This window comes from Clostridium grantii DSM 8605 (assembly GCF_900129965.1).
GTDB lineage: Bacteria > Bacillota > Clostridia > Clostridiales > Clostridiaceae > Clostridium_AF > Clostridium_AF grantii.
Genome location: NZ_FQXM01000043.1, coordinates 1 through 14,830, shown reverse-complemented (window position 1 = coordinate 14,830; position 14,830 = coordinate 1). Strand labels below are relative to the sequence as shown.

14 protein-coding genes and 1 other annotated feature are annotated in these 14,830 nt (G+C 33.9%); all 14 genes read left to right on the top strand.

Translation table 11 applies throughout. The features are described 5' to 3' along the window. Positions 1 to 89: EF-Tu C-terminal domain-related protein (locus BUB83_RS19920; RefSeq protein WP_143160611.1), on the top strand; the 89-nt coding region annotated here is incomplete at its 5' end. 196 nt (positions 90 to 285) lie between these two features. Continuing rightward, positions 286 to 435 (top strand): 50S ribosomal protein L33, encoded by a 150-nt coding sequence (rpmG, locus tag BUB83_RS19915; protein WP_073340865.1) that lies wholly within the window; start codon positions 286 to 288, stop codon positions 433 to 435. A 32-nt stretch (positions 436 to 467) separates the two neighbouring features. Further along, positions 468 to 692: a preprotein translocase subunit SecE gene (secE, locus tag BUB83_RS19910; RefSeq protein ID WP_073340864.1), complete on the top strand. Its 225-nt coding sequence runs from the start codon at positions 468 to 470 to the stop codon at positions 690 to 692. A gap of 47 nt (positions 693 to 739) precedes the next feature. Next, positions 740 to 1,261, top strand: a complete 522-nt coding sequence (nusG, locus tag BUB83_RS19905) for a transcription termination/antitermination protein NusG (protein ID WP_073340863.1) — start codon at positions 740 to 742, stop codon at positions 1,259 to 1,261. Between the two features lie 69 nt (positions 1,262 to 1,330). Then, complete coding sequence (gene rplK / locus BUB83_RS19900) at positions 1,331 to 1,756, top strand: 50S ribosomal protein L11 (RefSeq protein WP_073340862.1); 426 nt, start codon at positions 1,331 to 1,333, stop codon at positions 1,754 to 1,756. A gap of 49 nt (positions 1,757 to 1,805) precedes the next feature. Continuing rightward, positions 1,806 to 2,504, top strand: a complete 699-nt coding sequence (gene rplA, locus BUB83_RS19895) for a 50S ribosomal protein L1 (RefSeq protein WP_073340861.1) — start codon at positions 1,806 to 1,808, stop codon at positions 2,502 to 2,504. A gap of 43 nt (positions 2,505 to 2,547) precedes the next feature. Next, positions 2,548 to 2,706 (top strand) — a sequence feature (ribosomal protein L10 leader region). Between the two features lie 13 nt (positions 2,707 to 2,719). Then, the gene (rplJ, locus tag BUB83_RS19890; RefSeq protein ID WP_073340860.1) at positions 2,720 to 3,229 is read left to right on the top strand and encodes a 50S ribosomal protein L10; all 510 of its coding nucleotides are present in this window, start codon (positions 2,720 to 2,722) and stop codon (positions 3,227 to 3,229) included. Between the two features lie 30 nt (positions 3,230 to 3,259). Continuing rightward, complete coding sequence (gene rplL / locus BUB83_RS19885) at positions 3,260 to 3,625, top strand: 50S ribosomal protein L7/L12 (RefSeq protein WP_073340859.1); 366 nt, start codon at positions 3,260 to 3,262, stop codon at positions 3,623 to 3,625. A 284-nt stretch (positions 3,626 to 3,909) separates the two neighbouring features. Further along, positions 3,910 to 7,623 (top strand): DNA-directed RNA polymerase subunit beta, encoded by a 3,714-nt coding sequence (gene rpoB, locus BUB83_RS19880; RefSeq protein ID WP_073340858.1) that lies wholly within the window; start codon positions 3,910 to 3,912, stop codon positions 7,621 to 7,623. A gap of 23 nt (positions 7,624 to 7,646) precedes the next feature. After that, positions 7,647 to 11,183 (top strand): DNA-directed RNA polymerase subunit beta', encoded by a 3,537-nt coding sequence (gene rpoC, locus BUB83_RS19875; RefSeq protein WP_073340866.1) that lies wholly within the window; start codon positions 7,647 to 7,649, stop codon positions 11,181 to 11,183. A 105-nt stretch (positions 11,184 to 11,288) separates the two neighbouring features. Continuing rightward, positions 11,289 to 11,531, top strand: a complete 243-nt coding sequence (locus tag BUB83_RS19870; protein WP_073340857.1) for a L7Ae/L30e/S12e/Gadd45 family ribosomal protein — start codon at positions 11,289 to 11,291, stop codon at positions 11,529 to 11,531. Positions 11,532 to 11,573: 42 nt separating this feature from the next. Then, positions 11,574 to 11,951: a 30S ribosomal protein S12 gene (rpsL, locus tag BUB83_RS19865; protein ID WP_073340856.1), complete on the top strand. Its 378-nt coding sequence runs from the start codon at positions 11,574 to 11,576 to the stop codon at positions 11,949 to 11,951. A gap of 131 nt (positions 11,952 to 12,082) precedes the next feature. Continuing rightward, a complete protein-coding gene (gene rpsG, locus BUB83_RS19860; RefSeq protein WP_073340855.1) occupies positions 12,083 to 12,553 on the top strand; it encodes a 30S ribosomal protein S7 in 471 nt (156 codons plus the stop codon). A 107-nt stretch (positions 12,554 to 12,660) separates the two neighbouring features. Beyond that, on the top strand, positions 12,661 to 14,721 hold the full coding sequence (gene fusA / locus BUB83_RS19855) for an elongation factor G (protein ID WP_073340854.1): 2,061 nt from the start codon (positions 12,661 to 12,663) through the stop codon (positions 14,719 to 14,721). Positions 14,722 to 14,830: the final 109 nt, after the last annotated feature.

The following is a 14,830-nucleotide window of genomic DNA, read 5'->3' as shown; positions in this document are numbered from 1 at the left end:
AAGTGGCAATGGAGCCAAACTTAAGATTCGCTATCAGAGAAGGCGGAAGAACAGTTGGTTCAGGAGTTGTTACTACAATTCTTAAGTAATTAATTGATTTAGGGACTAAGTCTTGGTACTTAGTCCCATTTAAAGGGTATTTGTGTAGAGTTAACAATCAATATAATTTGGTATTGACATATGTCAATACTTGTGTTAAATTTGTTTAGTATCACAATTTTATGATAAATTTCAGATATGCAGATGATTCTGTGTGTGGAAATGCAGAATTAGGAGGTGGATATTGTGAGAGTAAAAGTTACACTAGCTTGTACAGAATGCAAACAAAGAAATTACAATTCTATGAAAAATAAAAAGAACAATCCAGAAAGAATAGAATTAAATAAGTATTGTAAATTCTGCCACAAACACACACTTCATAAAGAAACTAAATAACAAATTCTATAAAGTTTAAGGATGTGAACGAAATGGCTGCAAATGAAAAAATTCGCAAAAGTCAAGGTTTGTCATCGAGAGGATTGTTTCAATTTTTAAGAGAGTTAAAAGCAGAAACAAAAAGAATAACTTGGCCAACACAAGAAGAAGTTAAGAAAGCAACTATTATTGTTTTGGTTTTTTGTGCTGTTAGCGCTATACTTATTGGAATGATGGACTTTGTATTTAGTACACTATATAAGCTCATTTTCAAATAAACGAAAAGGAGGTAGGGAATGAGTCGATTAAACTCACCCCTAAAAATATGGCAGAACGCGCACGTTGGTATGTAGTTCATACTTATTCAGGGTATGAAAATAAAGTAAAAGTTAATTTGGAAAAATTAATTGATAACAGAGGACTTCATGACTTGATACCAGAAATAGAGATACCTATGGAAGAAGTTATTGAGGTTAAAGAAGGAAAACAAAAAATTATTCAAAGAAAATTATATCCAGGATACGTTTTTATAAGAATGGTTATGACTGACGAAACATGGTATGTTGCTAGAAATACTAGAGGATGTACTGGATTTGTAGGTCCGGGTTCAAAACCGGTTCCACTTACTGATGAAGAAGTTAAGTCAATGGGTATAGTTGAAAAGCAGATAGATATTGACATAAAAGTAGGGGAAAATGTTAAAGTAGTTTCAGGTCCCCTTGAAAATTTTGAGGCTATAATAAAAGAAATAAATCTTGAAAAAAGAAAGATTAAAGCTTTTGTTAATATGTTTGGCAGAGAAACTTCTGTTGAACTTGAATTTAATCAAATCGAGAAATTAGACTAACCTGCTAAAGAATAAAACATTCTAAAAGTGGGGGGATTTCCCGTATTACCACACGAGGAGGTGTAAACTATGGCAAAGCAAGTAGTAGGAATAATTAAACTTCAACTTCCAGCAGGAAAGGCAACTCCGGCACCACCAGTTGGTCCAGCATTAGGTCAACACGGAGTTAATATCATGGGATTCTGTAAAGAATACAATGCAAAAACAGCTGATCAAGTAGGATTGACAATTCCAGTTGTAATTTCAGTTTACAAGGATAGATCATTTAGTTTTATACTTAAGACTCCACCAGCTGCTGTTTTAATTAAAAAAGCGTGCGGACTAACTAGCGGTTCAGGAGAACCAAATAGAAAGAAAGTTGCTAAAATAACTAAAGCTCAGTTAAAAGAGATTGCAGAAACTAAAATGTCTGACTTAAATGCTGCATCAGTTGAGACAGCAATGAGTATGATAGCAGGAACAGCTAGAAGTATGGGTGTTACTGTAGAAGAATAGTATAACTAGTGGGAGGTAAAATACCGCTTGACCACAAGGAGGAAATGAAATGGCTAAAACAGGAAAAAATTATAGAGAAAGTGCAAAGCTTATTGAAAAGGGTGTTGTTTATACTCCGTCAGAAGCTATTGACTTAGTTTTAAAAACAGCTAAAGCTAAATTTGATGAAACAATTGAATTAGCAGCTAGAATGGGTGTTGACCCAAGACATGCAGATCAACAAGTTAGAGGAGCAGTAGTGTTACCTCATGGAACTGGTAAAACAGTTAAAGTACTTGTATTCGCAAAAGGCGAAAAAGTTAAAGAAGCTGAAGAAGCAGGCGCTGATTATGTTGGAGCGGAAGAATTTATTCAGAAGATCCAAAATGAAAATTGGTTTGATTTTGATGTAGTAGTTGCTACTCCAGATATGATGGGTGTAGTAGGTAGATTAGGTAGAGTATTAGGACCAAAAGGTTTAATGCCAAACCCTAAATCTGGAACTGTTACTTTTGATGTTGCTAAAGCTATCGCAGATATTAAAGCAGGTAAGGTAGAATATAGAGTTGATAAAACAGCTATAGTACATGTTCCTATTGGTAAGAAATCTTTCGAACCAGGAAAATTACTTGATAACTACAATACTTTGATGGAAGCATTAATTAAAGCAAAACCATCAGCAGCAAAAGGACAATATATTAAATCAGTTACATTATCTAGTACTATGGGTCCAGGAGTTAAGATAAACCCTTCAAAAGTTACAGAATAATGTTGACACAAAGATTTTTTATTGATATACTTTTAAAGTAAAATTGAATTAGGACATTACTCCGCAGACCGTGGGTGCGAAAGCATAACGTGATTACAACCTACCGAGGATTCATATATTCTTCATTTAGCAAAGTTGATTTTGTTATGTAATGAGATATACACCTCTTCGTCGGTTGCGGAGAGGTTTTATTTTTCAGTTAGGAGGTGGCACATTTGGCAAGTAAAAATAGATTAGTAAAAGAAACTAAAGTTCAAGAAATAAAAGAAAAATTAGAAAAGGCTCAATCATTAGTTCTTTCAGATTATCAAGGTTTAACAGTGGAAGACGATACTGAACTAAGAAAAACTCTTAGAGAAGGTGGAGTTGAGTATAAAGTTTACAAAAACAGATTGGTTGTTTTAGCTGCTAAAGAACTAAACATTGAAGGTTTAGAGCCTTACTTAGAAGGACCAGTTGCTATAGCTTTCGGTTACGAAGATGCTACAGCTCCAGCTAGAATTTTGAATGAATTTGCAAAAACTCATAAGAAATTAGAATTAAAAGCTGGTTTAGTTGACGGTGTTGTTTATGGAGAAGAGCAAATTAAAGCTATCGCTTCAATACCATCAAAAGAAGTACTTATTGCAAAATTACTTGGAAGTTTCAAAGCTCCATTATCAAATTTTGCTTACTTATTAAGCTCTATTAAAGAACAAAAAGAATCAGCTGAAACAGCTGAATAATTAATTTAAAATATTCGGAGGTGCACAATAATGATAAGAGAAGAAATAATTCAAGCTATAAAAGAAATGAGTGTTTTAGAATTAAACGAATTAGTAAAAGCATGTGAAGAGGAATTTGGAGTAAGTGCTGCTGCACCAGTAGCTGCTGCAGGAGCAGGCGCTGGAGCTGGAGAAGCTGCTGAGCAAACTGAGTTTGATGTAGTTCTTGCTAGCGCAGGATCACAAAAAATTAAAGTTATCAAAGTAGTTAGAGAATTAACTGGTTTAGGATTGAAAGAAGCTAAAGAATTAGTTGATGGAGCTCCAAAATCACTTAAAGAAGGAATTGCTAAAGAAGCAGCTGAAGAAATGAAAGCTAAGCTAGAAGAAGTTGGAGCAGTTGTAGAAGTAAAATAGTTTAAAAATTAAAAGGCACATATAAGTGCCTTTTTTTAAATTGTAGATATATTTAAAAAGTAGAAAATATATAAAATGAAAATAATTATTTGAAAATACATTGACAGCAAAATGCAACTGTGATAACATAGTATATTGCATGAGCGCTTAAAATATGTTAATATATTTTAACAAAATTTGAATTTTATTCATATTGATGGGTATACTATCGATATGCTATAAATATACCAGGGAAGATCGCTAGACATGAATCTTCTTATTTTTTAACGAGGGGTGAAATTTTAATGGTACATCCTATCCAAAATGGTAAGAGAACAAGAATGAGCTTTTCAAAAGTAAAAGAAGTTTGTCCTATGCCAAATTTGATTGAGGTTCAATTAAATTCTTACGATTGGTTCTGGCAAGATGGATTAAATGAAGTCTTTGATGATATCAATCCTATCCAAGATTACACAGGCAATTTAGTATTAGAATTTGTTGATCACAGATTAGAAACAGAAAATACAAAGTATAGTGTAGAGGAATGTAAAGAAAGAGATACTACCTATGCTGCGCCTTTGAAAGTTAAAGTAAGACTTTTAAACAAAGAAACGGGCGAAGTAAAAGAGCAAGAAGTTTTTATGGGTGATTTCCCATTGATGACACAACAGGGTACGTTTGTTATCAATGGAGCTGAGAGAGTTATTGTAAGCCAATTGGTAAGATCTCCAGGAGCTTACTACAATCATACTGTAGATAAAAACGGTAAAAAATTATTCTCAGCAACGGTAATTCCTAATAGAGGTGCTTGGTTAGAATACGAAACTGATTCTAACGGAATTGTTTATGTAAGAATAGATAAAACAAGAAAGTTACCTATTACAGTATTAGCGAGAACAGTTATGGATACTGGAAGCGATATTGAATTAATCGAATTTTTTGGTGAAGAAGAAAGATTGAAAGCTAGTATTGAAAAAGATAATACTAAAACTAGAGAAGAAGCTTTACTTGAAATCTATAAAAGATTAAGACCGGGTGAGCCTCCAACAGTAGATAGTGCTGTTTCTTTAATTAACTCACTTTTCTTTGATGCTAAAAGATATGATTTATCAAGGGTTGGAAGATATAAATTCAATAAAAAATTAGCTATTAATAATAGAATACTAAATCATATTGCAGCAGAAGATGTTATTCATCCTGAAACAGGAGAAATATTGATTCAAAAGGATGACTATATAGACAGAGAAAAAGCTAATTCAATTAGTGATGCTGGTATTAATGAAGTAAGAATTTTAGCTGATGACAAAATAATAAAAGTTATTGGTAATAACTTTGTTGACATACATAAATTTGTAGATTTCGAAGTTAGCAATTTAGGAATAAGAGAAAAAGTTCATTATCCTATATTGAGAGAAATCCTTAATGATTATAGCGATGAAGAAAGTATCAAAGAACAATTAAAGAGAAGAATCACTGAGCTTATACCTAAACACATTATTAAAGACGATATGCTTGCTACAATTAGTTATGAGTTGAATTTAGCTTATAATATAGGTCACAATGATGATATTGACCATCTAGGCAATAGAAGATTGAGATCAGTTGGAGAATTACTACAAAACCAATTTAGAATTGGTTTGTCAAGAATGGAAAGAGTAGTAAGAGAAAGAATGACAATTCAAGATGAAGAAACAGTAACACCACAAGGATTAATAAATATTAGACCAGTGGCTGCTGCTATAAAAGAATTCTTTGGAAGTTCACAACTTTCTCAATTCATGGACCAAACAAATCCTTTATCTGAATTAACTCATAAGAGAAGATTATCAGCTTTAGGACCTGGAGGTTTATCAAGGGAAAGAGCTGGATTCGAAGTTAGAGACGTCCATCACTCACATTACGGAAGAATGTGTCCTATTGAAACACCAGAAGGACCTAACATAGGATTAATCAATTCATTAGCATGTTATGCTAGAGTAAATGAGTATGGGTTTATTGAAACGCCATATAGAACTGTTAGCAAAAAGCTTGGTAAGGTTAATAATGAAATTATCTACATCACCGCTGATGAAGAAGATAATTATTATGTAGCTCAAGCCAAGGAACCATTAGATCCAGAAGGACATTTTATCGATGATAAGATAACTGTTAGAACAAAACATGATGTTCTTATAGTAGATAAAGATCAAGTTGACTTAATGGATATTTCACCAAGGCAGATTGTATCAGTAGCTACTGCTATGATACCATTCTTAGAAAATGATGACGCCAGCCGTGCATTAATGGGATCAAACATGCAACGTCAGGCAGTTCCATTGCTAAAAGCCAACTCACCTATAGTAGGTACAGGAATAGAGTATAAAGCTGCTGTCGACTCTGGAGTTCTTCCTAAAGCAGAACATGATGGCGTTATAGCTTATGTTAGTTCTGATGAAATTAGAATAAAAAGAGATATTGATGGTGGAATAGATAAATTTAAATTAATGAAATTTAAAAGATCTAACCAAGGAACATGCATTAACCAAAAACCTATTATTAGTAAAGGTGAAAGAGTTAAAGTAGGAGATGTTTTAGCTGATGGACCATCTACTGATTTAGGGGAAATTGCGTTAGGGCAAAATATTAGAATAGGATTCATAACTTGGGAAGGTTACAATTATGAAGATGCTATGCTTATTTCAGAAGAATTGGTTAGAGAAGATGTATTTACATCAATTCATATAGAAGAATATGAGGCGGAAGCTAGAGATACTAAATTAGGACCAGAAGAAATAACTAGAGATATTCCTAATGTTGGTGATGATGCCTTAAAGAACATTGATGAAAGAGGTATTGTAAGAATAGGTGCTGAAGTAAATTCAGGAGATATTCTTGTTGGTAAAGTTACGCCAAAAGGTGAAACAGAGCTAACGGCTGAAGAAAGACTTTTAAGAGCTATTTTTGGTGAAAAAGCTAGAGAAGTAAGAGATACTTCTTTAAGAGTTCCTCATGGAGAAACAGGAATTATCGTAGATGTTAAGATATTTACGAGAGAAAACGGTGATGAGTTACCTCCAGGAGTAAATGAGTTAGTTAGATGTTATATTGCTCAAAAGAGAAAAATATCTGTTGGAGATAAGATGGCAGGAAGACATGGTAATAAAGGGGTTATCTCTAGAATATTACCTGAAGAAGATATGCCTTTCTTACCTGATGGAAGAGCATTGCAAATATGCTTAAACCCTCTTGGGGTACCATCTCGTATGAATATCGGTCAAGTATTGGAAGTTCACTTGGGCTGGGCTGCTAGCGAAATGGGGTGGCACATAGCTACACCAGTTTTTGATGGAGCCACAGAAAAAGAAATACTAGACTTGATGGAAGAAGCAGGATACACAAGAGATGGAAAAACAGTTCTATATGATGGAAGAACTGGAGAGCCATTTGATAGTAAGGTTACAGTTGGATATATGTATATTCTTAAACTTCACCATTTGGTTGATGATAAGATACATGCTAGATCTACAGGACCGTATTCTTTAGTTACACAACAACCGTTGGGTGGTAAAGCTCAATTTGGTGGTCAAAGATTTGGTGAGATGGAGGTTTGGGCATTAGAAGCATATGGTGCTGCTCATACTCTTCAAGAAATACTTACCGTTAAATCGGATGACGTAGTTGGTAGAGTTAAAACTTATGAGTCAATTGTTAAAGGAGAAAATATACCAGAACCTGGAATACCGGAATCCTTTAAAGTACTTATAAAAGAATTGCAATCTTTATGTTTAGATGTTAGGGTTCTTACAGATGAAAGAGAAGAAATAGTTTTAAAAGAATCTGTTGAGGATGAATTAGGAGATTTAGATGTAAATATTGAAGGTGAAGAAGATTTGAAATCAGGAATCGTTGTAGAGAATACAGAAGAAGAGACAGTTGAAGAAGATGACAGTGATGCAGATTTAGAGTTTGATTTTGATGAACTACCTTTAGATGATCTTGAAAACCAGTTTGAATTAGAAGATTTCGACGATGAACACTAAATTGAAGGGAGGATGTACCCTTGATAGAATTAAATAATTTTGATGCTTTACAGATAGGATTGGCTTCGCCTGAATTAATCAGAGAGTGGTCAAGAGGGGAAGTTAAGAAACCGGAAACAATTAATTATAGAACATTAAAGCCAGAAAAAGATGGTTTGTTTTGTGAAAAAATCTTTGGACCAACAAAGGACTGGGAATGTCATTGTGGTAAATACAAGAGAGTAAGATATAAGGGTATTGTTTGTGACAGATGTGGAGTAGAAGTTACAAAAGCAAAAGTAAGACGTGAAAGAATAGGACATATTGAGTTGGCAGCTCCAGTTTCTCATATTTGGTATTTCAAAGGAATACCTTCAAGAATGGGTCTTTTAATGGATATGTCACCAAGATCTTTAGAAAAAGTATTATATTTTGCATCTTATATTGTACTTGACCCTAAAGAAACTCCATTACTTAAAAAACAGCTTTTAAGTGAGAAAGAATACAGAGAATCGGTAGATAAGTATGGATATGGAACATTCGATGCAGGTATGGGGGCTGAAGCTGTAAAAAGATTACTTAGTGACATGGATTTAGATAAATTATCTAAAGAAATAAGAGAAGAGTATAAAACAAGCACAGGCCAAAAGAAAGTTAGACTTATTAGAAGATTGGAAGTTATAGAATCTTTTAGAATGTCAACTAATAAGCCAGAGTGGATGATTATTGATGTAATACCTGTTATTCCACCAGATTTAAGACCAATGGTTCAATTAGATGGAGGAAGATTTGCTACATCTGACTTGAACGATTTATATAGAAGAGTAATTAATAGAAATAATAGATTGAAGAAACTTTTAGATCTTGGAGCACCAGATATAATTGTAAGAAATGAAAAAAGAATGCTGCAAGAGGCTGTTGATGCATTAATAGATAATGGTAGAAGAGGAAGACCGGTAACAGGTCCAGGAAACAGACCTTTAAAATCATTATCAGATATGTTGAAAGGTAAACAAGGTAGATTTAGACAAAACCTTCTTGGTAAGCGTGTTGACTACTCTGGACGTTCGGTTATCGTAGTTGGACCAGAACTTAAAATGTATCAATGTGGTCTTCCTAAGAAGATGGCTTTAGAATTATTTAAGCCTTTTGTAATGAAAAAGCTTGTTGAAAGTGGAACAACTCATAATATAAAAAGTGCTAAGAGAATGGTTGAAAGAGTAATGCCACAGGTTTGGGATGTATTAGAAGAAGTAATTGAAGATCATCCAGTATTGCTTAACCGTGCTCCAACGCTTCATAGATTAGGAATTCAAGCCTTCCAACCAGTATTGGTTGAAGGAAAAGCAATTAAACTTCATCCATTAGTGTGTACAGCATACAATGCTGACTTTGATGGAGACCAAATGGCAGTTCACGTACCTTTATCTGTTGAAGCACAAGCAGAAGCTAGATTCTTAATGCTTGCAGCTAATAATATTTTAAAACCATCTGATGGTAAGCCAGTTTCAGTTCCTACTCAGGATATGGTTCTAGGCGTGTATTATTTAACAATAGATAAAGATGGTGTTGAAGGTGAAGGAAAAAGATTCGCATCTGTTGAAGAAGCTTTAATGGCGTACCATGTGAAGAGTATTGATATTCACGCTAAGATACATGTTCAAATGACTAAGGAAATAGATGGAGAAATAATGAGTGGGATAATTGAAACCACTCCTGGAAAATTATTATTTAATGAAGCTATACCTCAAGATTTGGGCTTTATTGATAGAAGTATTCCAGAGAACATGTTTAAACTAGAAGTAGACTTTCTAGTAAGTAAAAAGAACTTAGGAACGATAATTAATAAATGTTACAACAGATACGGACCAACAGAAACATCAATTATGCTTGATAATATAAAAGCAAAAGGATATCATTATTCCACTATAAGTGCAATAACTATATCGGTTGCTGATATGACAGTTCCTGGAGAGAAAGCTCAACTTTTAGAGAAGACTGACCAAGAAATTGATAAGATTGAAAAACTTTATAGAAGAGGATTCATATCAGACGATGAAAGATATGAAAAAGTAATTGATAGATGGACTAAAACTACTGACCAAGTTGCAAATGCATTAATGAATAATTTGGATAGATTTAACCCTATATTCATGATGGCGGACTCAGGAGCCAGAGGTTCTAAGAGTCAGATTAAACAATTGGCGGGAATGAGAGGTCTTATGGCCAATCCATCTGGTAAAATTATAGAGTTACCAATAAGATCTTCCTTTAGAGAGGGACTTGATGTACTTGAGTATTTCATTTCTACTCATGGAGCTAGAAAAGGTAACGCAGATACAGCACTTAAAACTGCTGACTCGGGATATTTAACAAGACGTTTAGTAGATGTATGCCAAGATGTTATTGTAAGAATGGAAGATTGCGGTACTGAAGAGAGTTTTGACGTATCAGAGATTTCTGTTGGTAATGAAGTTATTGAAGAATTAAGTGAAAGATTAGATGGAAGATACATTGCACAAGATGTTCATGATCCAAAAACTGGGGAACTAGTTATTGCAAATGGCACTTATGTTCAGCATGATATGGCGATTAAGATTCAATCATTAGGCTTTAAGACAATTAAGATTAGATCTGTGTTTAGATGTAAAGCCAAAGTTGGTGTATGTGCTAAATGTTATGGAATGAATATGGCAACTGCTAGAAGAATTAATAAAGGTGAAGCTGTAGGAATTATAGCAGCTCAATCTATCGGAGAACCTGGAACTCAGCTTACTATGAGAACATTCCATACTGGTGGAGTTGCGGGATCAGATATTACACAAGGTTTACCTAGAGTTGAAGAACTATTTGAGGCAAGAAAACCTAAAGGGCTAGCTATTATTAGTGAAGTTTCTGGGATAGTTCGAATAGAAGAAACAAAGAGAAAAAACATTGTTTACATTAAATGTGAAGATGGAGAAGAAAGAACTTATGACATTCCTTTCGGATCTAAGGTTATCGTTAAAGAGGGAGAAATTATTGAAGCAGGACATGAACTTACTCAAGGTTCAATAAACCCTCATGATTTGCTTAGAATAAAAGGTAGCGAAGAAGTTAAAAATTATTTATTGTCAGAAGTTCAAAAAGTTTATAGACTTCAAGGTGTTGATATCAATGATAAGCACTTAGAAGTGGTTGTAAGACAAATGACTAGAAAAATTAAAATAGAAGATTCTGGAGATACTGATTTATTACCTGGAACATTGGTTGATATGTTTGATTTTATAGATATGAACGAAAAATCATTGGAAACAGGTGGAGAACCAGCTACTGGCCAAGGTGTTTTATTAGGAATAACTAAAGCAGCTTTAGCTACAGATTCATTTTTATCAGCAGCATCATTCCAAGAAACTACTAGAGTTTTAACCGATGCAGCTATAAAAGGAAAAATTGATACACTTATTGGACTAAAAGAAAATGTACTTATCGGTAAGTTGATACCGGCGGGTACTGGATTAAACAAGTATAGAGCAGTTAAATTAAACACTGAACACAGAGTGGATGAAGAATTACTTAACATGCCAGAATTAAATTATTAATTTTATTGACATTGATAATATATAATGTTAAAATCTTATTTGTGTGTATAGTTAGAGACAAAGATTTGCTTTGTCTCTAACAATTAGCTGCAAGGGGGAAACATGATGATTAACAGGCTAGAAGGCGAAAAAGTTGTCGGCCTGAAACAAACTGTAAAGGCAATAAAGGATGATATAGTCCAGCTTGTTTATATAGCTGCTGATGCAGAAAAAGAGATCATAATGCCCGTAATTGACCTTTTGGAAGAAAAAAATATAAAAGTCATAAAGGTTAGTTCGAAAAAAGAACTTGGTTCCATGTGCGGTATAGATGTTAGTGCAGCAATTGCTTGCATTATTAAAGAGTGATTTCGTGATTTTATAGTTTATATAAATTAAGGAGGTGCAAATATGCCAACTATCAATCAATTAGTAAGAAAAGGAAGAAAAACGATTGTAACTAAATCATCTTCTCCTGCTTTGAAACAATGTCCTCAAAAAAGAGGAGTATGTACAGTTGTTAAAACATCTACACCAAAGAAACCTAACTCAGCTTTAAGAAAAATCGCAAGAGTTAGATTGACAAATGGTTTTGAAGTTACAGCTTATATACCTGGTGTAGGCCATAATCTACAAGAACATAGTGTTGTTTTAATAAGAGGAGGAAGGGTAAAAGACCTTCCAGGGGTTAGGTACCACATAGTTAGAGGTGCTCTTGATGCTTCAGGTGTAGCAAACAGAATGCAATCTAGATCTAAGTACGGTGCTAAGAGACCTAAGAAAAAATAATTAAGAAAATAAGTGCTATATCTTCGCATTCATATAAATTTTAAAATTAAGAATTTACTTGCAGAAGACAGCGCTTTGCGGTGAAAACCGAGTACCTGTGAATTAAATAAGATGTTAAGGAGGGAAGAAAAGTGCCAAGAAAAGGAAATGTACCTAAAAGAGACGTATTACCAGATCCAAAATATAATAGCAAGGTTGTTACAAAACTAATCAATTCTATTATGCTAGATGGTAAAAAAGGGGTTGCTCAAAAGATAGTTTATGATGCTTTTGATGTAATGGCTGAAAAATCTGGCAGAGAAGCAATTGAAGTTTTCGAAGATGCTATGAACAATGTAATGCCTGTATTAGAAGTAAAAGCTAGAAGAATAGGTGGGGCAACTTACCAAGTTCCAATAGAAGTTAGAGTTGAAAGAAGACAAACGTTAGGTATCAGATGGCTTACTATTGCTACAAGAAAAAGAGGCGAGAAGTACATGATGCTTAAACTTGCTAATGAATTATTAGATGCATCTAATAATACTGGATCAGCTGTTAAAAAGAGAGAAGATACTCATAAGATGGCTGAAGCAAACAAAGCATTTGCTCATTACAGATACTAATAATAAATTTATAATAAAACTGTTTTGGAATTTTCCAAAACAGTTTTGTCGGATTAAATTATAAAACTAAAAATTTAGTTTTATATAAATTGAGAGGAGGAATATTCGTGGGAAGAAAATATTCGTTAGATAAATTTCGTAATATAGGAATAATGGCGCACATAGATGCAGGAAAAACTACAACTACGGAGCGTATATTGTATTATACTGGAGTAACTCACAAAATAGGTGAAGTTCACGAAGGTGCAGCTACAATGGATTGGATGGTACAAGAACAAGAAAGAGGTATCACAATTACTTCAGCTGCAACAACTTGTGTTTGGAAAGAACACCAAGTAAATATCATAGACACACCTGGTCACGTAGATTTCACAGTTGAGGTTGAAAGATCTTTAAGAGTGCTTGATAGTGCTGTTGCTGTATTCTGTGCTAAAGGTGGAGTTGAGCCACAATCAGAAACTGTTTGGAGGCAAGCAGATAGATATGGCGTTCCAAGAATGGCGTTTGTAAATAAAATGGATATAACTGGAGCAGACTTCTTTAGAGCAGTAAACATGATGAGAGATAGATTACATGCTAATGCTGTACCTATAGCAATTCCAATAGGTAGTGAAGATGAATATAGAGGTCACATTGATTTGATTAAAGGTGTAGCTGTTATATTTGATGATAAATCAGGCGTTGAATTTAAAGAAATTGAAATTCCAGAAGATATGAAAGAATATGCTGCTGAGCACAAAGCTGCAATGATTGAAGCAATTGTAGAAGCAGATGAAGAATTAATGATGAAATATCTTGATGGAGAAGAAATATCTTCAGAAGAATTAGTAGTTACTTTAAGAAAAGCTACAATAGCTAATGAAATTGTTCCAGTTGTATGTGGTACAGCTTACAAAAACAAGGGAGTTCAACATCTTCTTGATGCTGTAGTAGCATATTTACCATCTCCACTTGATGTTCCTGCTATACAAGGAGTAGATGAAGATGGAAATGAAACTGATAGAAAATCTGATGACGATCAACCATTAGCTGCATTAGCATTTAAAATTGCTACTGACCCATTTGTTGGTAAATTAGCATTTACAAGAGTATACTCAGGTATAATGAAGAGTGGGACTTACCTTTTAAATAGTAATAAAGGTAAAAGAGAAAGAATTGGAAGACTTGTAAAAATGCATTCTAATCATAGAGAAGAAGTAGAAGAATTATATGCAGGAGAAATTGGTGCTATAATTGGTTTGAAAAACACTACTACTGGAGATACTTTGTGTGATGAAGATCATTTAGTTATATTAGAAAGTATGGATTTCCCAGAACCAGTTATTCATGTTGCTATTGAGCCTAAAACAAAAGCTGGTCAAGAAAAGATGGGTATTGCATTAGCAAAACTTGCTGAAGAGGATCCTACATTTAAAACTTATACTGACCAAGAAACAGGCCAAGTAATTATTGCAGGTATGGGAGAACTTCACCTTGAAATCATTGTTGATAGATTACAAAGAGAATTTAACGTGGAGTGTAATGTAGGTCAACCACAAGTTGCTTACAAAGAAAGTATTAGAAAAGCTGTTAAAGCAGAAGGTAAATTTGTTAGACAATCAGGTGGTCGTGGACAATACGGTCATTGTTGGATAGAAATGATACCTCATCAAGGAGAATATGTTTTTGAAAATGCTACAGTTGGTGGTTCTATTCCAAGAGAATATGTACCGGCAGTTGATAATGGTATAAGAGAAGCTTCTCAAAGTGGTGTACTTTCAGGATACCCTGTTATGAACTTTAAAGTTATTTGTTTTGATGGTTCTTATCATGATGTTGACTCATCAGAAATGGCATTCAAAATTGCAGGGTCTATGGCGTTCAAGAATGCTATGGCAAAAGCTGACCCAGTAATACTAGAGCCAATCATGAAAGTAGAAGTTACAATTCCGGAAGAATATCTTGGAGATGTAATGGGTGATGTAAACTCTAGAAGAGGAAGAATTGAAGGAATGGATCCACTACCAGGAGCACAAATACTAAGAGCTTTAGTTCCGTTGTCAGAAATGTTTGGATATGCAACAACTTTAAGATCTAGAACTCAAGGTAGAGGTAACTACTCAATGGAGTTTGCTCAATATGATGAAGTTCCAAAGAGTATTCAAGAATCAATAATAGGTAAAAAATAAAATAATAAAATATATAGGAGGAATTACAAATGGCAAGAAGTAAGTTTGAAAGAACAAAACCCCACGTTAACGTTGGAACAATAGGTCACGTAGACCATGGTAAGACAAC

Coding starts and splice junctions, on each gene's coding strand:
- secE (WP_073340864.1), top strand. CDS start 468: ATGGCTGCAAATGAAAAAATTCGCAAAAGTCAAGGTTTGTCATCGAGA.
- nusG (WP_073340863.1), top strand. CDS start 740: ATGGCAGAACGCGCACGTTGGTATGTAGTTCATACTTATTCAGGGTAT.
- rplK (WP_073340862.1), top strand. CDS start 1,331: ATGGCAAAGCAAGTAGTAGGAATAATTAAACTTCAACTTCCAGCAGGA.
- rplA (WP_073340861.1), top strand. CDS start 1,806: ATGGCTAAAACAGGAAAAAATTATAGAGAAAGTGCAAAGCTTATTGAA.
- rplL (WP_073340859.1), top strand. CDS start 3,260: ATGATAAGAGAAGAAATAATTCAAGCTATAAAAGAAATGAGTGTTTTA.
- rpoB (WP_073340858.1), top strand. CDS start 3,910: ATGGTACATCCTATCCAAAATGGTAAGAGAACAAGAATGAGCTTTTCA.
- BUB83_RS19870 (WP_073340857.1), top strand. CDS start 11,289: ATGATTAACAGGCTAGAAGGCGAAAAAGTTGTCGGCCTGAAACAAACT.
- rpsL (WP_073340856.1), top strand. CDS start 11,574: ATGCCAACTATCAATCAATTAGTAAGAAAAGGAAGAAAAACGATTGTA.